This window comes from Clostridiaceae bacterium HFYG-1003 (assembly GCA_024579835.1).
Classification (GTDB): domain Bacteria; phylum Bacillota; class Clostridia; order Clostridiales; family Clostridiaceae; genus JG1575.
Genome location: CP102060.1, coordinates 3,172,683 through 3,196,772 on the forward strand (window position 1 = coordinate 3,172,683; position 24,090 = coordinate 3,196,772).

At 49.0% G+C, this 24,090-nt stretch carries 16 protein-coding genes; 14 read left to right on the forward strand and 2 right to left on the reverse strand.

The window, feature by feature from the left end; all coding sequences use genetic code 11:
* Positions 1-5 precede the first annotated feature (5 nt).
* From cpaB to NQU17_14280, 8 genes are all read left to right on the forward strand, one after another.
* On the forward strand, positions 6-872 hold the full coding sequence (cpaB, locus tag NQU17_14245; GenBank protein ID UUM11756.1) for a Flp pilus assembly protein CpaB: 867 nt from the start codon (positions 6-8) through the stop codon (positions 870-872).
* Positions 872-2,044, forward strand: a complete 1,173-nt coding sequence (locus NQU17_14250) for an AAA family ATPase (GenBank protein UUM11757.1) — start codon at positions 872-874, stop codon at positions 2,042-2,044. Before cpaB ends, NQU17_14250 begins: the two co-directional genes overlap by 1 nt.
* Before the next feature lie 3 nt (positions 2,045-2,047).
* Positions 2,048-3,409, forward strand: a complete 1,362-nt coding sequence (locus tag NQU17_14255; GenBank protein UUM11758.1) for a CpaF family protein — start codon at positions 2,048-2,050, stop codon at positions 3,407-3,409.
* Between the two features lie 11 nt (positions 3,410-3,420).
* On the forward strand, positions 3,421-4,380 hold the full coding sequence (locus NQU17_14260) for a type II secretion system F family protein (protein ID UUM11759.1): 960 nt from the start codon (positions 3,421-3,423) through the stop codon (positions 4,378-4,380).
* Between the two features lie 147 nt (positions 4,381-4,527).
* Positions 4,528-5,295, forward strand: a complete 768-nt coding sequence (locus tag NQU17_14265) for a type II secretion system F family protein (GenBank protein ID UUM11760.1) — start codon at positions 4,528-4,530, stop codon at positions 5,293-5,295.
* A 57-nt stretch (positions 5,296-5,352) separates the two neighbouring features.
* Positions 5,353-7,662: a VWA domain-containing protein gene (locus tag NQU17_14270; GenBank protein UUM11761.1), complete on the forward strand. Its 2,310-nt coding sequence runs from the start codon at positions 5,353-5,355 to the stop codon at positions 7,660-7,662.
* Positions 7,663-7,679: 17 nt separating this feature from the next.
* Entirely contained in the window at positions 7,680-8,021 is a 342-nt protein-coding gene (locus NQU17_14275) for a DUF192 domain-containing protein (GenBank protein UUM13528.1), read from the forward strand.
* 330 nt (positions 8,022-8,351) lie between these two features.
* Positions 8,352-9,464 carry a pilus assembly protein TadG-related protein gene (locus NQU17_14280; GenBank protein UUM11762.1) on the forward strand — a complete coding sequence of 371 codons (1,113 nt, stop codon included), beginning with the start codon at positions 8,352-8,354 and terminating at the stop codon, positions 9,462-9,464.
* An 83-nt stretch (positions 9,465-9,547) separates the two neighbouring features.
* On the opposite strand, the gene wrbA is transcribed toward NQU17_14280, so the two are convergent.
* Positions 9,548-10,150, reverse strand: coding sequence for an NAD(P)H:quinone oxidoreductase (gene wrbA / locus NQU17_14285; GenBank protein UUM11763.1), 603 nt, complete (start codon positions 10,148-10,150; stop codon positions 9,548-9,550).
* 762 nt (positions 10,151-10,912) lie between these two features.
* Here wrbA and rpoB point away from each other — a divergent pair.
* The 6 genes from rpoB (at position 10,913) to tuf (ending at position 22,826) form a co-directional block, all read left to right on the forward strand.
* Positions 10,913-14,605: a DNA-directed RNA polymerase subunit beta gene (gene rpoB, locus NQU17_14290; protein UUM11764.1), complete on the forward strand. Its 3,693-nt coding sequence runs from the start codon at positions 10,913-10,915 to the stop codon at positions 14,603-14,605.
* A 14-nt stretch (positions 14,606-14,619) separates the two neighbouring features.
* Positions 14,620-18,204, forward strand: a complete 3,585-nt coding sequence (gene rpoC / locus NQU17_14295) for a DNA-directed RNA polymerase subunit beta' (protein UUM11765.1) — start codon at positions 14,620-14,622, stop codon at positions 18,202-18,204.
* A 240-nt stretch (positions 18,205-18,444) separates the two neighbouring features.
* A complete protein-coding gene (gene rpsL, locus NQU17_14300; GenBank protein ID UUM11766.1) occupies positions 18,445-18,822 on the forward strand; it encodes a 30S ribosomal protein S12 in 378 nt (125 codons plus the stop codon).
* 148 nt (positions 18,823-18,970) lie between these two features.
* Positions 18,971-19,441 (forward strand): 30S ribosomal protein S7, encoded by a 471-nt coding sequence (gene rpsG, locus NQU17_14305; GenBank protein UUM11767.1) that lies wholly within the window; start codon positions 18,971-18,973, stop codon positions 19,439-19,441.
* A gap of 53 nt (positions 19,442-19,494) precedes the next feature.
* Positions 19,495-21,570 (forward strand): elongation factor G, encoded by a 2,076-nt coding sequence (fusA, locus tag NQU17_14310; protein UUM11768.1) that lies wholly within the window; start codon positions 19,495-19,497, stop codon positions 21,568-21,570.
* A gap of 62 nt (positions 21,571-21,632) precedes the next feature.
* A complete protein-coding gene (tuf, locus tag NQU17_14315; protein UUM11769.1) occupies positions 21,633-22,826 on the forward strand; it encodes an elongation factor Tu in 1,194 nt (397 codons plus the stop codon).
* A 204-nt stretch (positions 22,827-23,030) separates the two neighbouring features.
* Here tuf and NQU17_14320 read toward each other — a convergent pair whose 3' ends face one another.
* Positions 23,031-23,975, reverse strand: a complete 945-nt coding sequence (locus NQU17_14320) for a Tad domain-containing protein (GenBank protein UUM11770.1) — start codon at positions 23,973-23,975, stop codon at positions 23,031-23,033.
* Positions 23,976-24,090 lie beyond the last annotated feature (115 nt).

Genomic DNA, 24,090 nt, shown 5'->3' on the forward strand with positions numbered 1-24,090 from the left:
GCAGTATGAAAAAATCAAGAGTTTTAGTTTTATTAGCGTTATTATTAGCCATTATTTCAACCTTCTTTTTATACCAATATATAGAAGGATTGAGAAAACAACCTGAAGTTCAAGTGAAATATGGAAATGTGGTTGTCGCGTTGACCGATATACCTCAGCATACCAAAATTACCGAAGCAATGCTGGAATTAAAAAGTGTGCCAGAAGAAGCCATCCATAAGGATGCTGTCAAGGCTGTGGCTGATATTGTTGGATTAACTACCAAAATGGATATTCTTTCTGGGGAGCAGGTGTTCAAGTCGAAGGTTGCTTCCAAGGAGGAAAAGACAGGGCTTTCTTATCAAATCCCAGAGAATATGAGAGCAATTGTTGTTCCAACCAGCGAAGTGAGTGGACTGGCTGGATATCTGGTAGCCGGAGACCGGGTTGATATACTGGTTAACTATACAGATCGGCCCGGGCCTGGAACACCACCTGCTTTAACGACGGCTCCGGCGACACAGACACCGATCACAACGCCTGGAACAACAACTGCTGTCACAACTCCAGTGACTACAACAGCTCCTGCAACAAGACCTGCAGCTACATCAGCGCCCATCGAGGGCTATGTAGAAACGATTACCCAATTCCAGAATATTGAAGTCCTGGCAATAGGGATCAAGCCAACATTGGATGAAAACGGGAAACTGGTTGAGAATACAGGTGTACCCACTTCCGTCACCTTGCTTGTGACTCCACAGCAGGCGGAGGTTATGTCATATATGCTTAACAGTGGATCATTCCAAATGACGTTACGGAATCCAGTTGATGGATTGAAAGTTCCGTTGGATCATTTTGGAACAGATAATTTTGATGACTGGAGGAATCGGTAATGGATATCATTAAACTACAAATACTTACCGATCAGCCGGATTTAAGGGCAGAACTGGTTGAAAAACTGAAAGTAATAGAGTATTTAAAAGTTGAAAAGCCAGTTCACTTTCAGGGAGATTTAAAAGAATCCTTTAGTACAGATACCTCTGATGTAGTGCTTATTTCAGAACACTACCTTGGAGATGGATATCGCGCCAGTGAGATTATCACAACGGAGTTCCCTTATAAGACGGTTATTTTGCTGGAAGACGAGCTATCCACTAGTAATGTCCGAAAAGCAGTTACATCAGGCGCTTCCGATATCATTTCTCCCAACAGTACAACGGAAGAGCTGACAGAGGTTATCTATCAGGCTCACATGCAGCACCTGAAAAAACAGGATATGCTATTAGTTAGCAAGAAGCAAAAATCAAACCTGGAAGGTAAAATCTATACGGTTTTCTCTACCAAGGGTGGCACAGGAAAAACCTTTGTATCTACAAATTTAGCGGTGGCATTGGCAAAACAGACTGGCAAGAAGGTCGTTCTGTTTGACCTTGACTTGGACTACGGTGGAGATTCCATCGCATTGAATACTCCAGTTAAATATTCAATGGCGAACGTGATCAATGAGATTCGAAACATTGATGAAGATTTAATGGACGGATTCCTTTTAACTCATGAAAGTGGTGTAAGAATCCTGGCTGCAAACCCTGAACCTAGCTTTAATGAATATGTTAACTCAGATCATATTGAATTAATCCTGCGGACACTCCAATCATCATTTGATTACGTTGTTGTGGATATGCCAGGTCGCTTCATGGAAACAGTAAATCCAGCATTTTCTATGGCGGATGCAGTTCTTCTGATTACAACTCCAGAAGTATTGACATTGAAAAACATCAAAGCTTCACTCCTGGTATTCAAGGAGTTGAATTACCCAGTCAGTAAATTGCGGATCATACTCAATAAAGCTTCAAACTTGGGAATCAACCGGAAAGATGTTGAAGCCACATTAGGAAGTGAGATTTTCAGCGAAATACCAGAAGACATCAAGGGGGCACGTAATTCCCAGAACCAGGGCGTGCCATACGTGACAGCATTTCCTAGAAGTTCCACAACGGCGGGATTTACTAAGCTAATTTCTGCCCTGACGAATTCGCAGGAAAAAGCAAAAAATAGGTGGTGGTAATTCATGGCCATTCAGCCATTCAACTTTGGAATGTCAAAAAGCTCGACCAATGAAGATTCAGCAGTTAGCCCTGAAAAAAGTCAGGACTTTGATTCCATCGCAGTGGAAGTGTTAAATACCCTGATCGATAATTTACAAGTTATGCCTGAAAAAGATGACGAAGAAGCTCGGAAGCAGATCTCAAAAATGATCCATGAAGAGATTAAGAACAGTCTTTTGAAGAATAAGAAGAACCTATCCTCTTCTGATAAGCAGGCGGTTCATGATCAGATTATGGATGAAATCTTTGGGTATGGTCCAATCACAAAGCTATTGGATGATCCAACCATTACCGAGGTCATGGTCAATGGACCGTATCAGGTCTATGTTGAAAAAAGCGGAAAGATTCATCCAGTGGACGTTAAATTCCGGGATGACCGTCATGTATTTCATACGATTGACAAAATCATTGCGCCTTTAGGAAGAAGAGTCGATGAAAGCTCACCCATGGTCGATGGTCGTCTTCCGGATGGGTCTCGTGTAAATGTAATTATTCCTCCCTTGGCAATTACGGGTCCGACGATCACGATCCGAAAATTCGCGGCCAGTCCGTATACTTTGGATGACTTAATCACGTTTGGTACAGTCAGCCTGGAGATGGCATCATTTTTCCGCTCCAGTGTCAGAGGTCGGATGAATATTATCGTTTCGGGAGGAACCGGCAGTGGTAAAACCACATTGCTTAACGTCCTATCCAGTTTTATTCCTCATGATGAGCGCATTGTTACGATAGAAGATGCAGCCGAGCTTCAGCTTCAACAGGACCATGTCATCTCTTTGGAATCCAGACCTGCTAACATTGAGGGAAAGGGTAAAATCACAATTCGGGATCTGGTGGTCAATACCCTTCGTATGAGACCTGATCGAATTATCGTTGGTGAGGTTCGTAGTGTTGAAACATTAGATATGCTTCAGGCAATGAACACCGGCCATGATGGATCGATCACTACGATCCACGCTAATACACCGAGAGACAGTCTGGCTCGTATGGAAACGATGATTCATATGAGTGGAGTGGAATTGCCATCACGCGCTATACGGGAGCAAATCGCCTCTGCTATCAATCTGATTATCCAGGTTTCACGTTTTCCGGATGGTTCCAGAAAGATCTCGAAAGTATCTGAGATAACGGGTATGGAAGGCGAGACGATCACAATGCAGGATATATTCATTTATCAGCAAGACGGTTATGATCTAAAGGGGAGAGTTGTCGGGCGGCATGTGCCGACTGGAGTGGTTCCAACTTATTTGGAGCGTTTGAAAACCTATGGTGAGAATCTGCTTCCTTCTCTGTTCAAACCGGTGAGTCAACGGGAAGGTTTTTAAGGAGGCATCAAATGAAGTACCTGACATATGCTCTATTGGGCCTCACGCTGTTCCTATTGTTTTTTGGCGTTTTATTCCTGATTATGCGTCGTCGATATCACATTCATCAAAGACTGACAGATATTCAGGTGATTGAAGCTGATTCGGAAAATCTGACTGAGTCAATTCAATTAACAGGAAGAACAAAAGAGGAGTCTCCACTTTTTTATTTCCCATTGCTCGGATCCTATTTGAAAAAGTCCTATGAGCAAATGACACAGGCCCACTTATTCCTAAAAGCATCAGAGTTTTTGCTCATTTCCTTGCTGGTTGCATTCGTCTTCTTGCTTGTTACGTTTGCATTAACTGGTAATCTGGCAGTATCTATTCTGCCCGCCGTGCTGGGGTTCTATTTGCCAAAACTTTACATCTCAAGCAGCCAGGAGAAACGAAAAAAACAGCTGAATAATCAACTGCCAGAATTTTTGAACATACTGTCGAACGCACTTCGTGCTGGATTAAGCTTTAACCAGGCGATTGCTACCGCAGGAGATGAGATGGCAGATCCGATCCGGTGGGAGTTCCAGAAGGTGATGAGAGATAACAGTCTTGGCCGTCCCATGGAAGAGGCACTTCAAGAGCTTTCGGTTCGAACGGGTGATGAAGATATCGATATGCTTGTATCAGCGATCATTATTCAACGGCAGGTCGGTGGCAATATGTCGGAAGTCCTGGATATGATTGCCAATACCATTCGGGAACGAGTGAAATTGAAAGGTGAAATTCGAACCATGTCTGCCCAGAATAAAATGTCAGCCATCATTATTGGAGTACTTCCAATTGCTATAGGAGGAATCCTATCCATCTTGAATCCTGGATATATTACACCTCTCTTTACGGAACCATTAGGTCAAGTTTTGATAATTGGAGCAGGCTTTATGATGATCATGGGAGTAATCTTCTTGAAAAAAATTACAACATTGGAGGTGTAAGAGGTGAATTATTTTGTATACCTTCTTGTTGTACTCACGATTTTCGTTCTGACCTTTCTCATCTTAGTAGCAGTTACATCTTCCTCCCGAGCGGTCCGACAACGACTCTATGATGTCAGATCAATGGAAGTCCAGGAAGAGGATGAGATGAAGAAGCCGTTTTCAGAGCGTGCCCTTCTTCCCATCTATAATTCAATTGCTAATTTTCTTGATCGCTTTACACCAAAGAATATCGCCGAGAATTACCAGGAAGTACTGCTACAGGCAGGACTGGCAGAACGGTTCACCCCAGTTCGGATCCTGATAAATCAAATTTTGTTTGGTTTGACAGTATTACTATTGATGGTTTTGGTTTTCCAGTTTTCTGGAATGCCAATCAATTGGCTAATTCTCATATTAGTGACCGCCATTGCCCTTATTCTCCCCCTTTCCTATTTCAGAGGGAAGGCTCAAACAAGACAAAAGTTGATCAAGAACTCCTTACCGGATATTCTCGACATGCTTTATATCAGTGTGGAAGCTGGCCTAAGCTTTGATGCGGCCATGAAGAAAACAGCCAGCAAAATGAAGGGGCCTTTGAGCCAGGAAATCACCAGAGCGATGGATGACATCACAAAGGGGCGGGAGCGTGAAGAAGCACTTCGTTCCATTGGAATCCGAACTCAGGTGGAAGATGTGTCGAGTTTTATAACTGCGGTAATTCAGTCGGAACTGCTGGGAGCGAATATTGCGAATATGCTTCGAATTCAGTCCCGAGTAATGCGAGAAAAACGGAGACAAAGAGCTGAAGAAGCAGCGGCGAAAATGCCGTTGAAAATGTTGTTTCCAATGATTTTTCTTCTCTTTCCAGCCTTATTTATCGTTATTCTGGGCCCCGCCCTGATCAGTATTTTTAATACTTTCCTTGGCATGTAAGGTATGGCATAATCTTTCCAGAGAAATAAAAAAACGGAAGACAAACGAGTGATGCCTATGAAAAAGATACTTTATCTCACAATCCTGGTATTTATAAGCTGCCTGATCCCACATCAGGGATTTGCGGCTGAAACGGTGGTCTCGGATCGAGTCGCTGTTGCGCTGGTCCTTGATAATTCAGGGAGCATGAAAAATTCAGATCCGCTGAATAATCGGTTTGCTGCGGCTAAAATGGTCGTGGATTTATTAACTGAGTCTGATTTTCTGAGCGTCTCGACGTTTAGTGATGACGCCGTTAATCTGATTCCAATGACAGAATTAAAGGGAAACCAGGATCACCTGGTGGAGGCAGCATTCAACTTTATTCCAGCTCCGACTGGTTATACGGATTATCAAAAGGCCTTAAAGCTGGCAGAAGAGAATCTGGATCAGATAACTGATCCGTCGGTTCGTCGGTTCATTTTGTTCTTGACGGACGGAAAGCCGGAGCTGCGGGATAAAAAAGCAGATATGAATCTGTATTTTAACCAGCTGACTAGTAAGGTTCAGGAAATCGGGAATAAGAATTATCCAATCTACACCGTTGGCTTTGGGGAATCGGATCAACAGATCCTGAAGCAAATCTCTGCCAACAGCCGAGGGGCCACTTTAGTAGGAAACAGCAGTTCCCTGGCTCCCAGTTTCTTTGAGATTCTTCGTAATTTCAAGAACCGGTTTGTTCTTGTTGATGAAGAGGTAAACGGAGAAAAAGAATATTCCTTCGTCGTTGATGAATACACCAGCAGGGTAGCAATTCTTGTTCAAGATAATACCAAGGCTGGTCAGTTCTCCATTATTGGAGAAGATAATAAAATTGTCGAACCGGATTTGCGGACGGATGATATTCAATTATTCAACCTGAATGAAAACCTTCAGAACAAATCAAAGACCTATCGCCTGACAGGCAACTGGAAAGGGAAGGTCCAGGCAGTCCGTGATACGAAAACCAAGCTCTGGATCACCGAGCCTCTATCCAATGCTCAGGTACCCTATGAGCAGCAGTTAACTGCTAAGATTACTCAAACGGGAGCAGTAGGTGAAACAGGTCAGCTGGAAGCAAAGATCATCCAGAATGGCAAAGCGTTAAATCTTCCCATTGAGATCAAAAAGAACGGATTGGAATACGAACTCCTCATCGGGAAGTTCCCGCAAACCGGAATTTACGATCTTCAGGTGTCTTTAGTCAGCCAAAATCAACTGGTTGCCAAATCAACCGTTTCTTTTGAAATTAAGAATATACCGGTATTAAGATCCAGTTTGACAGAACAGCCGCCGGTCTGGATCAAGGGAGAATACGTCAAAGTAACTGCTTCGCTGCTGCGTAATGGGAACCTGGTCAGAAACAACCTGGATGAGGTCGAAATTGCCATTCAGCTCAATCAGGAAAATAGTCAGCAAATCCTTCTCCTGAAGGATGATGGGTCATCCTCTTCCGGGGACATCATAAAGGGTGATAAAATCTACTCTGGTTGGGCGTCGGCTAATCTGACCGGACCGCTTACATATTCTCTCAGTGCTCGTGGAGTCTATCTGGGCGACACCTTCTTCACGGGAGGTGAACCCATACAGACCAACGTCTTGCAGCCGGGATCCTTGAAAGTCAATTTCCCAAATGGTGCGGTTGTTCAAGATGGTACCGTGAGTGCAGAAATCGAGATCATCAACCAATCTGATTATCCGGAGACTGTTACCGCCCTTATTTTGGATCAGGAAGCAACCCCGGCGGTTACCGTGGAACCGGGAGCTACTGTGCGGCAGGTCATGAAATGGGCAGCCAAAACCTCGGATCCCAGAGCCGACATCAAGCTGGTTACTGCCCATGAAGTTACAAAACTGGAACGTTTCCTTACACTGGACATCAAGACGGCTGAAACTCCGAAGGATAACACTCTGCTTTATATTTTGATCGGAGCGAGTGTGCTGGCACTCGTTGGTTTATTGATATTCTGGAAGAAAAGACCAAAGAAGGTCAGGCCGGATCTGCTGAAAGGAACTCTGGTTTACGAGAAGGATGGAACCGAAAACTCCATTCATCTTTCAGGAAATCAGATGGACATCTCGATCGGTCAGGATCCGTTGAGTGAAATACACATACCGGCAAAGGGAACTTCCTTTACATTTACGGTTTACCCGATTCGAACAGATGCTGACTCTGCGGTCATTGAAGTTCGATGCGCACCCCCGGGAATGATGAAAGCGGAAGGGAAACTGGCTACAACGGGAATTTTCTCACCTGGCGACAGTTTCGAGATTGAAGGCTATCAGATCCATTTTGAAATTGTTGACGGAAAATCCACCGGACAGAATGTATTGGAAGGAAGACTATGAAGCAAACGAGACAACTAATGAATCCTGCCAGCGGCTCCGTAGTACTCCGGAACCTGAAAACAGCCGACTCTTTTCTTGAACGCTTTCGCGGACTCATGGGAAAAACGCTGAGTCCCGGTGAGGGACTATGGATCACCCCATGCAACAGCATCCATTGTTTTTTCATGAAAATTCCAATTGATGTTTTGTTCCTGAATAAAAATATGGAGATCATTCATCGAATCGATGCCATGAAACCATGGACCATCAGTCCGATCGTAAAAGGTGCAAACTCAGTCATTGAAGCATCTGCCGGAACATTTCAAGAGCTGAATGTGGGAGACAAGGTTCAAGTTGCGTCTTTGGCTCCTGAAATCTGATCCATTCCCGCACAATCAAATATCTTGCATCATGGACAGGCTGCGTAAGGTAATTCGACGCAGCCTTTGTGCACCTTTAAAAAAGCTTCTGCTTCATAACTTATTAACGATTTGAGACGAGCGATAATTCATGGGAAGTTTCTGATAACTTTATGGAAACGAGGTAGTTGACACTCAAAATTTGTATTAAAATGTAATCAGTATAGAAGTGGAGTTCATAATGATTCGAAATGTTATACATTTCTGGACTTCTGGAATGTACCATATTCTCTTGATCAAACTCCTAGAGAATCAAGCAAATATAATTGAACACCCAAGGGGGTGAAGTATATGTTCAAAAAGTTATTTAGAGAAGAGTCAGGACAGGCATTACCATTCTTCGCGTTATTCCTGGTGGTACTTCTGGGGTTTGGCGCTCTGGTGGTTGACGGCGGAATGCTTTATGCCAAACGTGCAGATTTGCAGAAAGCCGCAGATGCTGCTGCGCTCGCCGGAGCCAGGGCATTGCCGGTCAAAGCAGACGCTGAAGCTGCCGCATTGCTGCTGGGATCAGATAACGGAGCCCCGCAGGCTAACATCTTAGTGACAACACCCTATTTGGGAGACAGCAACAAAGTCGAAGTTATAACTTCTGACTTAGTGCCATCCACTTTTGCTCGAGTTCTGGGAATTAATCAAAGCACCGTAAAAGCTCGAGCTGTTGCCGAACGGATTAAAGCTGACGTCAAAGCTTTGAAGTACACTCTTTTCTCAGGAGAGGATGAGGTAACAGTAACCAGCAACAAGTTGACGATCGTTTACGGAGACGTTTATGGCAACGATGGAATTGATGCTTCCGGCGCAGAGATTAATGGTAGTGCGGTTATTAACACTGAAATCACCAATAAGACCCTGGATGTAGCGAAGGCAACGGAAAAAATCGGACCCGTGAAAGAAACGATTCCGGATCTCTGGTCTTCGGTTGAACCAATAGCACCTGTCACAACCAGAGCTGCTTTCAACCTGGCAGTGGATTATGACCCCATTTCAAAGACGGCAAAACTAAACAATGAAATTGTCCGTTATGAAGAGCTACAGAATAAGAACACTTATAAAGTTCTGGATCTTCAGGGCGTTAAATTCACCGGAGTAGGGATCATATACAGTGCCGGTCCACTGGACTTGGATGGCGGCGGACAAACCTCAGCCAGTGATTCTATCATTTTCTACAGCGGCGATACTTCGGATCAGGCGATCCATTTCACTGGATCAGGGCAGACATATACTGGTTATCTTTATGCCCCCAACGGCGGAATCCTGTTGTCCGGTGAGGGAGCCACCCTGTATGGACGAGCCATTGCCAAAGAAGAGGTTAAGTTCGCCGGCGGTAACGCCTCGATCAGCGGCGCAATCAGCGAAGAAGTCTTTAACATGCTGAAGTATCGGATTCGCCTCATCGACTAGTGAAAAACAACTAAAAAATGCAAAAGCCAGTCCCGGATCCATTGGATCCGGGACTGGCTTTCACTATTATGTAGACCGAATAACTATTTCAGCTTACCCGCAATATCCAGCATTCTTCTGACCTGAACTTCAACAGCCGGCTTGACGTTGTCTAGGATGTTGGCGTTCATGTCAACCTGAGTGGAAGCCCCGTAAGGATTTCCGCCGGTGGTGTAGAGGACCGGATCGGTGTAGCCCGGGGATACGACGATGGCTCCCCAGTGGTACATGTTGGTATAGAGGGAGAGGATGGTGGCTTCCTGGCCGCCGTGCACATTCTGAGCCGAGGACATGGCGGAAACAACTTTGTTGACCAGCAGGCCCTGTGCCCAGATGGCTCCCTGACCATCGATGAAGAACTTCATCTGCGCCGGCAGCGTTCCATACCGGGAGGGTGCGGAGAAGAGTATGGCATCAGCCCAGACCAGATCATCACTGGTTGCCACCGGTACATCAACCGTTGCGTCAGCATGGGCTTTCCATGCGGGATTTTTTGAGTAGGCTGCTTCCGGTACGAGTTCCTGAACCTTAACGAGGCGAACCTCAGCACCATTCTTTTCAGCCTCTTCTTTGGCCCATTGCGCCATCTGATGGTTGGTACCCGTAGAGGAATAGTACACGATTGCTAATTTAACTTTGTTCTCCATGACTGATCTCCTTTTCATCTGTTTTTTGATTTTTATGTTCTGATATTCCTGCAGTTATTATTCTGGTTTGTTGGTTTAATTTCGTGGTTAACTTTAGTAACCTTTAGTAAGTATAATACCATGGATATCAATATTGTTTGAGAACAAAGCATGAAGGAAGTATTAATAATTACAAAACGTAACTAAAGAAACGAAAATTAGCATGATTGCTTCTTCTTGTTATGGATGGTTCGGATTGGTATGGATTAAGATTCCTTTGGGAAAGAGATGATGCAGGATTTTTGACTGATTGGGTCATTTTTGGATGTGTGGTGGAAATGAACCAGCTGAATCCCTTCTTTGGTCTGTTTATAGTCAGTTTTTAGTTGGAAGTGGAAGATGAGAGTTGAAATGGAGTCTGGAGATCCGAGCTGGCTGGATTTTATCTGGGAAGTCAATATTTTGGTGGAGAATTGGTAAATTATTTGTAAATGAATGAGTAGATGTTGGGAGATTAAATTGAGATCAGTGCTGTTTATTCTGGAAGAAGCTTGATGGGAGCGGGTTGAGGCGAAAAGAGGGTAAATGTTCCGATTTTTTGAAGGTCAAAAAATGGCAAAAAAATAAAGCCGAAAAGTTGACCGGCTGGATTTGGTATAGTACAATATTAAATTGTACCCGTATCGAATTGACAAGGTACGATAAGGTAGTATAATGGTTTATTTGTCTTTATTGTAATGGATAATTGAATCATTTACAAGTTAAAAAGTAAGGGGTGAATTTATGGTACATCCTGTTCCTAACCCAACGGGAAAAAGAACAAGAATGAGTTTTGCAAGAATCAAAGAAGTTGCCAACATGCCGAATCTCATCGAGATTCAGCTTGATTCTTACAACTGGTTCCTGAAGGAAGGCCTGGACGAGGTATTCGAGGACATTTCTGCCATCACAAATCACGGCGGCAATCTGATCCTGCGGTTCGTCGGTTTCCATCTGGACCGGGACAACATCAAGTACTCCATCGAAGAATGCAAAGAACGAGACGCAACCTATGCGGCTCCGCTGAAAGTTACCGTACGCCTTGAGAACACCGAAACCGGTGAAATCAAGGAACAGGAAGTCTACATGGGTGAATTCCCGCTGATGACCGAGCAGGGCACCTTTATCATCAATGGTGCGGAACGTGTTATCGTCTCCCAGCTGGTTCGCTCACCCGGTGTCTACTACAACCAGAGCTATGATAAATCCGGCAAGAGCCTGTTCTCTGCCACGGTCATCCCCAACCGCGGTGCCTGGCTCGAATACGAGACGGATTCCAACGACATCATCTACATCCGCATCGACAAGACCCGCAAGCTCCCCATCACTGTGATGGCCCGGGCCATGGGCTTTGGATCCGATCAGGAGATCTTTAACTACTTCGGTGACGATGAACGCCTCAAGGCGACGGTGGAGAAGGATGCAACCAAGACCCGCGAAGAAGGACTTATTGAGATCTACAAACGGCTCCGTCCGGGCGAACCCCCGACGGTAGATTCCGCGGAAGCTCTCCTGAACGGTCTGTTCTTTGATCCCAAACGGTATGACCTGTCCAAGGTTGGCCGCTATAAATTCAACAAGAAGCTCAACATCGTCAACCGCATCATCAACCAGGTGGCCGCCGTTGACGTCGTATCGCCCGTGACGGGAGAGATCCTGGCTGAAAAAGGCCAGAAGATCAACCGCGATCTGGCCTTCGCCATCATGGAGAACGGAATCAATTCCGTGGATATCCTGGTGGAAGACCGCATCGTCCGCGTCATCGGCAATCACTTTGTCCCACTGAACCGTTTCGTCGAATTGGAAGAATCCGATTCATTTTATAAAGAAACCGTTCATTACCCGACTCTGATGAAATTCCTGGACGAAGTCGGCCAGGTGGAAGCCAAGGAAATGCACCGCCTCATCCGCGAGCATATCCATGAGCTCTCTCCCAAGCACATCATCCGGGACGACATGTTCGCGACCATCAGCTACGAGCTGGGGCTGCCCATGAACATCGGTGTCGTGGATGACATCGACCATCTCGGTCACCGCCGCATCCGTTCCGTCGGCGAGCTGCTGCAGAATCAGTTCCGCATCGGTCTGTCCCGGATGGAACGTGTGGTCCGTGAGCGGATGACCATCCAGGATCAGGACAACATCACCCCATCGGCACTGATCAACATCCGGCCGGTGGCTGCCGCCATCAAGGAATTCTTCGGATCCTCCCAGCTGTCTCAGTTCATGGATCAGACCAATCCGCTGTCCGAGCTGACCAACAAGCGCAGACTGTCTGCCCTGGGACCCGGCGGTCTCTCCCGTGACCGCGCCGGCATGGAAGTGCGTGACGTTCACCATTCCCATTACGGACGCATGTGCCCGATTGAAACCCCGGAAGGTCCGAACATCGGTCTGATCGTATCCCTGGCCTCCTATGCCCGGGTCAACGAATACGGCTTCGTCGAGACACCATACCGCGTTGTCGACAAGGCCAGAGGCGTCGTAACGGATGAGATCCGCTACTACACGGCCGATGAGGAAGATCTGTACCTGTGCGCCCCTGCCACCGAGCCCCTCGACCAGGAAGGTCACTTCCTGGATGACCGTGTTACCGTGCGCCGCACCGATGAAGTCATCCTGGTACCCCGGGAAGAAGTTGACCTGGTCGATGTGTCCCCGAAACAGCTGGTTTCCGTGGCTACGGCCATGATCCCCTTCCTGGAAAATGATGATGCATCCCGTGCCCTGATGGGTGCCAACATGCAGCGTCAGGCGGTTCCGCTGCTCAAGACCCAGGCTCCGATTGTCGGAACCGGCATCGAGTACCGGGCAGCTTATGATTCCGGCGTTCTGCCCAAGGCCAGACACGACGGAACCATCGAGTATGTATCCGCATCTGAGATTCGCCTGCGCCGTTCCAACGACGGCGGCCTCGACATCATCCGGCTGCAGAAATTCAAGCGGTCCAACCAGGGAACCTGCATCAACCAGAAACCGCTGGTTGCCAAGGGTGACGCTGTTAAAGTCGGAGACATTCTGGCTGACGGACCATCAACGGATCTGGGCGAAATCGCTCTGGGCAAGAATATCCGCATTGGCTTCCTGACCTGGGAAGGCTACAACTATGAGGATGCCATGCTGATCTCCGAAGAGCTGGTCCGCGATGACATCTTTACCTCCATCCATATCGAAGAATACGAGGCCATGGCCCGTGACACCAAGCTCGGACCGGAAGAGATCACCCGCGACATCCCCAATGTCGGCGAGGACGCCCTCAAGGACATCGACGAACGCGGCATCATCCGCATCGGAGCGGAAGTCCGCACCGGAGACATCCTGGTCGGTAAAGTCACCCCCAAGGGAGAGACGGAACTGACGGCGGAAGAACGCCTCCTGCGTGCCATCTTCGGCGAAAAGGCGCGGGAAGTCCGCGATACCTCGCTGCGGGTACCCCACGGCGAACAGGGCATCATCGTTGACGTCAAGGTCTTCACCCGTGAGAACGCGGCAGAGCTGCCGGCCGGTGTCAATATGCTGGTCCGCTGCTACATCGCGCAGAAACGGAAAATCTCTGTCGGTGATAAAATGGCCGGACGCCACGGCAACAAGGGTGTTATCTCCCGGATTCTGCCTGAGGCAGACATGCCGTTCCTGCCGGACGGAAGCCCGCTTCAGATTTGTCTGAACCCGCTGGGCGTTCCTTCCCGTATGAACATCGGACAGGTTCTGGAAGTTCATCTGGGCTGGGCTGCGAAGAAACTCGGCTGGCATGTTGCCACTCCGGTCTTCGACGGCGCGACCTATGAAAACATTGAAGAGCTCCTGGAAGAGGGCGGCTTTGACCGCTCCGGAAAAACCGTTCTGTTTGACGGCCGCACCGGCGAACCCTTCGACAATCCTGTTACCGTCGGTTACATGTATATCCTGAAACTGGCGCATCTGGTCGATGACAAGATCCACGCCCGGAGCACCGGCCCCTACTCACTGGTTACTCAGCAGCCCCTGGGCGGAAAAGCTCAGTTCGGCGGACAGCGCTTCGGAGAAATGGAAGTCTGGGCTCTTGAAGCCTACGGCTCAGCCCATACCCTCCAGGAAATCCTGACCGTGAAATCCGATGATGTGGTGGGACGGGTCAAGACCTATGAGTCCATCGTCAAGGGCGAGAACATCCCGGAACCGGGCATCCCGGAATCCTTTAAGGTTCTGATCAAGGAACTCCAGGCTTTGTGTCTGGATGTCAAGGTGCTCAACGAGAACCATGAAGAGATCGAACTGAAAGAATCCGTGGAAGATGAACCTATGTTTGACTTCGCCCCGGAATTCCACAAAGAAAATTTGGAATTCACCCAGAAAGACAAACTCATCGAAGATGAGGATTCGGAAGAAACCGAGGTATTATTCGGTGATGACCCGGACGAGGATGCTGAACTGACGATTGAAGAAGATATGGATTAGCAGGAGGTCCGACCTTGATAGAATTAAATAATTTTGATGCATTGCAAATCGGTTTGGCTTCTCCTGACAAGATCAGAGACTGGTCCCGCGGAGAAGTAAAAAAACCTGAAACGATCAACTACAGAACCCTCAAACCGGAACGGGATGGCCTGTTCTGCGAGAGGATCTTCGGACCCATGAAAGACTGGGAATGCCACTGCGGCAAGTACAAGCGAGTCCGCTACAAAGGCATCGTCTGCGACCGCTGCGGCGTGGAAGTCACCAAAGCCAAGGTTCGCCGGGAACGGATGGGCCACATCGAACTGGCATCACCCGTATCCCATATCTGGTACTTCAAGGGAATCCCGTCCCGGATGGGACTGATCCTGGACATGAGCCCACGCTCTCTGGAAAAGATCCTGTACTTCGCCAACTACGTCGTACTGGATCCCAAGGGCACCGGCCTGGCCAAGAAGCAGCTCCTGTCCGAGAAGGAATACCGCGAAGCGGAAGACAAGTACGGCTACAACTCCTTCGTTGCCCAGATGGGCGCTGAGGCTGTGCTCAAGCTCCTGGAAGCCATCGACCTGGAAGCTCAGTCGGAAGAACTGAGCAATGACCTCAAGACGGCGACCGGACAGAAGAAGATCCGGATCATCCGCCGCCTGGAAGTCATTGAATCCTTCCGCAAGTCCGGCAACCGGCCGGAGTGGATGGTCATTTCCGTAATTCCCGTGATCCCGCCGGATATCCGGCCCATGGTTCAGATCGACGGCGGCCGTTTCGCCACCTCCGACCTGAATGATCTCTACCGCCGCGTCATCAACCGCAACAACCGGCTGAAGAAGCTGATGGATCTGCGTGCTCCGGACATCATTGTCCGCAATGAAAAGCGCATGCTCCAGGAAGCGGTGGACGCTCTCATCGACAACGGCCGCCGCGGCCGTCCGGTGACCGGCCCCGGCAACCGTCCTCTCAAGTCCCTGTCCGATATGCTCAAGGGAAAACAGGGCCGTTTCCGGCAGAATCTGCTGGGAAAACGGGTTGACTACTCGGGCCGTTCGGTTATTGTCGTCGGACCGGAACTGAAAATGTACCAGTGCGGTCTCCCCAAGGAAATGGCACTGGAGCTGTTTAAGCCCTTCGTCATGAAGAAACTGGTGGAAAACGGCACCTCCCATAACATTAAGAGTGCCAAGCGCATGGTGGAGCGGGTTCACCCCCAGGTCTGGGACATCCTTGAGGATGTCATCTCCGATCATCCGGTCCTGCTGAACCGCGCCCCGACACTGCACCGCCTTGGTATCCAGGCCTTCCAGCCGATTCTGGTGGATGGACGCGCCATCAAGCTGCATCCACTGGTCTGTACGGCATACAACGCCGACTTTGACGGGGATCAGATGGCCGTTCACGTGCCGCTGACCATGGAAGCTCAGGCGGAAGCCCGCTTCCTGATGCTGGCAGCCGGAAACATCCTGAAGCCCTCCGATGGAAAACCGGTCTCCGTACCGACCCAGGATATGATCCTCGGTTCCTACTGGCTGACCATGGTCCGTGAGGGATCTCTCGGCGACGGTCGCTTCTTCAAGGATAAGGAAGAAGCCCTGATGGCTTACGGCACCCAGCAGATTCATCTGCAGGCGCCGATCAATGTCCGGATGTACCGGGAAGTGGATGGGGAGCAGAAGGCTGCCATGATCCACACCACTGTGGGCAAGATCATCTTCAATGAATCCATTCCCCAGGATCTGGGCTTTGTGGACCGGGAAGATCCCGCCACCATGTTCAACCTGGAAATTGACTTTCTGGTCACCAAGAAGAACCTGGGCAAGATCATCGATAAATGCTACCTCAAATACGGTCCCATCGAGACCTCCAAGATCCTCGATGAGATCAAGAGTAAGGGATTCCATTACTCCACGCAGGGCGCGGTCACCGTTGCCATCTCCGACATGGTGGTTCCCGAAGCCAAACACATCCTGCTGGAAGAAGCTGATCAGACCATCAAGAAGATTGAGTCCATGTACAACCGCGGGCTCATCACCGATGAGGAACGCTATCAGTCCGTCATCGACAAGTGGACCAAAACCACCGATGGCGTGGCCAAAGCCCTGATGAAGTCTCTGGATAAGTTCAATCCCATCTTCATGATGGCGGACTCCGGAGCCCGAGGCGGCGAATCCCAGATCAAGCAGCTCGCCGGTATGCGCGGCCTGATGGCCAACCCGTCCGGTAAGACCGTTGAAATTCCGATCCGGGCCTCCTTCCGTGAAGGGTTGGACGTGCTGGAGTTCTTCATCTCAACCCACGGCGCCAGAAAGGGTAATGCCGATACCGCTCTGAAAACGGCGGATTCCGGTTACCTGACCCGTCGTCTGGTTGACGTATCCCAGGATGTTATCGTCCGCGAGGATGACTGCGGCACCGACGAAGGCATCATCATTCATGATGTCAAGAACGGCAACGAAGTCATCGAAGGACTGCAGGAACGTCTCACCGGCCGGTTCCCGGCCCAGGACATCCTGCATCCCAAGACCGGCGAAGTCCTGGTTGCCAAGAATGAATACATCAATCCCCATCTGGCCGAAGAAATCGTCAAGAGCGGCGTGACCGAAGCCAAGATCCGCTCCGTCTTTACCTGCCAGACCCGGACCGGTGTCTGCGCCAAGTGCTACGGCATGAACATGGCTACTGCCCGTGAGATCAACATCGGAGAAGCGGTCGGCATCATTGCCGCCCAGTCCATCGGTGAACCGGGTACCCAGCTGACGATGCGTACGTTCCATACCGGCGGTGTCGCCGGATCCGATATTACTCAGGGTCTCCCCCGTATCGAAGAACTCTTCGAAGCCCGCAAGCCGAAAGGTCTGGCGCTGGTTTCCGAGAATGGCGGTACGGTGCGCATTGAAGAGACCAAGAAGAAACGGATCATCTATGTCACCTCCGAGGACGGCGTGGAAACCAGCTACGACATTCCGTTCGGCTCCCGCATTGCGGTCGCTGACGGCGATGTGGTCAACGCCGGTGACGAACTCACCGAAGGTTCCATCAATCCTCATGACATCATGCGGATCAAGGGAGTCGACGGGGTTCGCCGCTACATCCTCTCCGAAGTTCAGAAAGTTTACCGCGGACAGGGTGTTGATATCAATGACAAGCATCTGGAAGTCGTTGTCCGTCAGATGACGCGCAAGATCAAGATCGCCGATGCCGGCGGTACCGAACTGCTTCCCGGAACTCTGGTAGACTTCTTCGATTTTGATGAAGCCAACCGGGTTGCCGAAGAAAACGGTCTGGTTCCGGCTCAGGGCGAACAGGTCCTGCTCGGAATCACCAAGGCCTCCCTGGCCACGGATTCCTTCCTGTCGGCCGCTTCCTTCCAGGAAACGACCCGCGTCCTCACCGACGCCGCCATCAAGGGCAAGATCGATCCGCTGCTGGGTCTGAAGGAAAATGTCATCATTGGTAAGCTGATTCCGGCCGGAACGGGCATGACCCGCTACCGCGCCATCAAGCTGAACACCGATGACGTGGTACCGGTGGAAGAACATGTCCATGCCAAACCGCGTGAACTGTCGGAGGAAGATCTGCTCGACTTCAATGAGGACGACCAGGAGTAATCCAAAGTTTCAAATGTCACGGCGGGCAAATGAAAGTTTAGCCCACGAGAAGCATTGACACTGCCAATACATCAGTGATAAAATCAACTTTGTGCGACAAAACCGAAGGGGAAGTATTTCCTTTCGGCTTTTGTCCGCGAAGTGAGGTTGATTTTTTTCATAAAATCAGTACCGGTTCGCCGGTTCACTCACTGCCGTTACTGCCGCACTGGCATCAAATTAATCACAGGAGGTGAAAAAATGCCAACCATTAACCAATTGGTCAGGAAGGGAAGAGAGACTGTTAATTACAAATCCAAGTCACCTGCTCTTCAGTCAAATCCCCAGAGAAGAGGTGTTTGCACCGTCGTTAAGACACAGACACCAAAGAAGCCGAACTCCGCTTTGAGAAAAGTAGCCAGAGTACGTCTGACGAACGGATATGAAGTCACAGCTTATATCGGTGGAGAAGGACACAATCTGCAGGAACACTCAGTTGTTCTTATCAGAGGCGGAAGAGTTAGGGACTTGCCGGGTGTAAGATACCACATCATCAGAGGTACCTTAGACTGCGCAGGAGTAAACAACAGATTACAGTCCAGATCAAAATACGGAGCAAAGAGACCTAAGAAAAAATAGGTTCTTGCAACTTATGTGAAATTGCTCTGTTTTAGGTAATGATTGTGTATTTTGGCACTTCAGGAAATAAAGCACAGCATTTTACGACCGGCCTTCGCTGCCGGTAGAGTACCGATGATCTAAAATATTTTTTAAGGAGGGAAGAAAGATGCCAAGAAAAGGATTTATAGCAAAAAGAGAGGTCCTGCCGGATCCCCTTTACAACTCAGTGGTCGTTTCCAAGCTGATCAACAACGTGATGGAAAAAGGCAAGAAGGGCGTAGCCCAGAAGATCGTTTACGGAGCCTTTGAGCTCATCCAGCAGAAGTCCGGCAAGGACCCTGTGGAAGTATTCGAGACTGCCATGAGCAACATCATGCCGCAGCTGGAAGTCAAAGCCAGACGAGTTGGCGGTTCCAACTACCAGGTCCCCATTGAAGTACGTCCGGAAAGACGTCAGACGCTGGGAATTCGGTGGTTGCTCGTAGCTGTGGATAAGAGAAACGAAAAGTATGCCAGAGAACGGCTTGCCAACGAACTCCTCGATGCCGCCAACGGAACCGGAGCAGCAGTCAAGAAAAGAGAAGACACACACAAGATGGCTGAAGCCAACAAGGCTTTTGCGCACTTCAGATACTAATTTGATGATTGCTGCAAACCATTTGAGGAATACATGCGGGAGGAGGGTTCAGCGTGGCTAGAGAATACCCATTAGATAAGTTCCGTAATATCGGAATCATGGCTCATATTGACGCCGGAAAGACCACTACGACGGAACGAATCCTGTTCTATACAGGAAAAACTCATAAATTAGGTGAAACACATTCAGGTGAGTCCCAGATGGACTGGATGGCACAGGAAAAAGAAAGAGGGATCACTATCACCTCCGCTGCCACCACTTGCTACTGGAAGGGCCATCAGATCAATATCATCGACACCCCGGGACACGTGGACTTCACCATTGAAGTTGAGCGTTCCCTGCGTGTTCTGGACGGTACCGTAACCGTTCTGGACGCCAAGTCAGGCGTTGAGCCCCAGACAGAAACTGTCTGGCGCCAGGCTGACCGCTACGGCGTTCCCCGGATCGTATACATCAACAAGATGGATGCGACCGGAGCTGACTTCTACAAGTCCATCGATACCATCTACGACCGTCTGAAAGCCAATGCCGTAGCGATCCAGCTGCCGGTGGGAGCAGAAGACAAGTTCAGAGGGATCATCGACCTCATTGAAATGGAAGCTAAGATCCATCTCGATGACCTGGGCAAAGAGATCGAAGTCGGTCCCGTGCCGGCTGAATACATGGAAAAAGCTCAGGAATACAGAGGCAAACTGCTGGAAGCCTGTGCTGATTTCGATGAAGCCATCATGGAAAAATACCTGGAAGGCGAAGAAGTTTCCATTGAGGAAATCAAGCGCGCCATCCGTAAGGGTGTTGTTGCCAATGGACTGATCCCGGTTATCTGCGGATCATCCTACAAAAACAAGGGTGTTCAGGAAATGGTTGACGCCGTTGTCGACTACCTGCCGTCCCCCATCGACATTCCGGCTGTTTCCGGAACCGATGAAGACGGTGAGCCGACCACACGTGATACGTCGGACGAAGCTCCGATGTCCGCTCTGGCGTTCAAAATCGCAACCGACCCCTTCGTAGGCCGCCTCGCCTTCACCCGGATTTACTCCGGCGTTATGGTCAGCGGATCCTATGTCAAGAACTCTACCAAGAACAAGCGGGAGCGCATCGGCCGTCTGGTTAAGATGCACGCCAACCACCGTCAGGAAGTTGAAGAACTCAGAGCCGGTGATATCGGGGCGATCGTAGGACTCAAGGACACCACCACTGGAGACACGCTGTGCGATGAATCCAACCCGGTTGTCCTGGAATCCATGAACTTCCCGGAACCCGTTATCAATATCGCCATTGAACCCAAGACCAAGGCATCCCAGGAAAAAATGGGTATTGCCCTGTCCAAGCTGTCTGAAGAAGATCCGACTTTCCGGACCTACACCGATCATGAGACCGGTCAGACAATCATCGCCGGTATGGGTGAACTTCACCTCGACATCATGGTCGACCGTCTGATGCGGGAATTCAAAGTCGAATGCAATATCGGCGCGCCGCAGGTTGCCTACAAGGAAACCATCCGCAACGCCGTCACGGCAGAAGGTAAGTATGTTCGTCAGTCCGGTGGTAAGGGTCAGTACGGTCATGCCGTTATTGAACTGTTCCCCAAGGAAGGCGACTACAGCTTTGAAAATGCAACCGTGGGCGGATCCGTTCCCAAGGAATTCGTTTCCCCCATCGATGCAGGTATCAAGGAAGCTTCAGCGACTGGTATCCTGGCTGGCTACCCGACGATCAACTTCGGTGTTCGTCTGGTCGACGGTTCCTACCACGATGTTGACTCCTCTGAAATGGCGTTTAAGATTGCCGGTTCTATGGCGTTCAAGAACGCAATGGCCAAAGCCAACCCTGTCATCATGGAACCCATGATGAAGGTTGAAGTCATCGTTCCGGAAGAATATATGGGCGATGTCATCGGCGACATGAACTCACGCCGCGGAAGAATTGAAGGCATGGATGACCGTGCCGGTGCTAAGGTCGTTAAGGGCTTTGTACCGCTGTCAGAAATGTTCGGATATGCTACTGCGCTGCGTTCACGGACCCAGGGCCGTGGTGTCTACACCATGGAATTTGACCATTATGAGGATGCTCCGAAGAATGTTCAGGAGCAGATCATCGGCAAGCGGGCCAAAAAAGACTCTTAATTGAATTTTTTTGAGATTCAGCTACAATAAAACTAGCGAAAACCTTACAGGAGGAATCAATAATGGGAAAAGCGAAATTTGAAAGAACCAAACCCCATGTTAACATTGGAACCATTGGTCACGTTGACCATGGCAAGACCACTTTGACCGCGGCCATCACGACCGTTCTGTCCAAGAAGGGATACGCCAATGCTACCAAGTATGACGAAATAGATAAGGCACCGGAAGAAAAAGAAAGAGGAATCACGATCAACACCGCCCACGTTGAGTATGAGACGGACAACCGTCACTACGCACACGTTGACTGCCCCGGACATGCTGACTATGTCAAGAACATGATCACCGGAGCGGCTCAGATGGACGGAGCGATCCTGGTTGTTTCCGCCGCTGACGGAGTTATGCCCCAGACCAGAGAGCACATCCTGCTCGCTTCCCGTGTAGGCGTTAACTACATCGTTGTTTTCCTGAACAAGGCAGACATGGTAGATGACCCGGAACTGCTGGAACTGGTAGAAATGGAAGTTCGCGATATCCTCAACGACTACGATTTCCCGGGAGATGACACACCGATCATCGCCGGCTCCGCTCTGGAAGCTCTGAACAATCCGGAAGATCCGGAAAAGATCAAGCCGATCCTGGATCTGATGGACGCTGTTGACAGCTACATCCCGACCCCGGAAAGAGCAACCGACAAGCCGTTCCTGATGCCGGTAGAAGACGTGTTCACGATCACAGGTCGTGGAACCGTAGCCACCGGAAGAGTGGAAAGCGGAATCCTGAAAGTTGGCGATGAACTTGAAATCGTTGGACTTAAGGAAGAGAAGACAAAGACCGTCTGCACCGGCGTAGAAATGTTCCGTAAGCTGCTGGATCAGGCTCAGGCCGGAGACAACATCGGAGCCCTGCTCAGAGGCGTACAGAGAGCTGACATCGAAAGAGGTCAGGTTCTGGCGAAGCCGAACAGCGTGAAGCCGCACAGAAAATTTGTTGGACAGGTATACGTACTGAAGAAGGAAGAAGGCGGACGCCACACCCCGTTCTTTGACGGATACCGGCCGCAGTTCTACTTCCGTACAACGGACGTAACAGGATCCATCAAATTGCCGGACGGCATGGAAATGGTTATGCCTGGGGATCATATCGACATGAACGTTGAGCTGATCACACCGGTAGCTATGGACGAAGGACTCCGTTTCGCGATTCGTGAAGGCGGCAGAACCGTAGGTTCAGGCGTCGTAACCACGATCAAGGAATAAGACATAAAACACTCAGAGGTCAGCGCTAGCTGACCTCTGTTTTTCGTTTTGTATTCATTTTGAGTTCTGGTATAAAAATGATCAGTACTTGTAAAGAAAAAGAAAAAGATAAAGATAAAGAATAAGAAAAATGTTCCCTGATGACTCTCCTTGCGTTTGAGGAAGGAGGTTATCAGGGAACCTTGTTTTACGCCGGGATCCAGGCTAGTCAATCAGGCTGGATTTGCCTTTGGTGCCTGAGTTCAGATAGTCCGTGGGAAACTCACCGTTGTTAATATCAAAGACTTTCGTTTTGGTTAAGAAGAGGGTCTTGCCCGAATAGTCATAACTGTCGAACGTTACCTGGAGAAGAACAAGGTCGCTCAGTGGAATAACATCTTTATTGTCCAAAGTTTTTTTCCCGTATTTTCCGCTTTTGATGACATCACTGGACAGGCTGAAAATATAGACAGGCTTGTTTTGCTCATATACATAGCCAACTTCCTGCTTAATATCAGCGACGGTTCCTTTCTTGATAGTGATACCATCTTCGTAGTCTACGGTAAAATAGCCTTGGGAGTGATCATCATTTTTTCCCAGGTTGAACATATGAAATTCGGAGGGGGGATTGTTACCCGACCATAAACTTTCAAAGTCGCCGGGACCGGTTTTTTCCCAGGCTTCAATCTTCGGATTGCTCAGATAATCATCGTCCAGGTTAATGAAGGGCAAGGCCTCGCCTGCCCATACCGGATTCTTTTTCGCTACGGCCCGGGCTGTGACATCGGTGTCTGTAAGACCCAGAATGCGGGCGAAGGAGTATTGGACATTTCTGGTGCAGATCACTTCTATGACTTCTGAATTGCCTTTATAAGGCGTCGTAATCTGAATCGTATCTCCCTCTTTTTTTATGCCGATCTTGGTCGCCTTGATCCCATTTTTTCCTGCCAGATCAAGAGCGCTGTCTTCTGCTGAAGTTTTATTTGGCAGATCCATGGCTCCGGCCAGGGCAGCTGCATCGGCAGCATTCTGAAGATTGGACTTTTGCCAGGTTACCATCCCGATGTCCACCGCAATCGCCGCAAAACCTATGAGCACTACCATCATGAGAGCAACCAGAACTAAGGCCTGGCCATCCTCTTCCTTTAATATTTTTTTCACAATCTTCATTGAAATACCCCGTGAGATTCGAATTTTCGACTGATTTTATATTGTTTATCTTTCAAGGATCGGATGCTCACTGGCACGCTGCTTAATTTCTTTATCGGCGAAAAGCATCCACTAT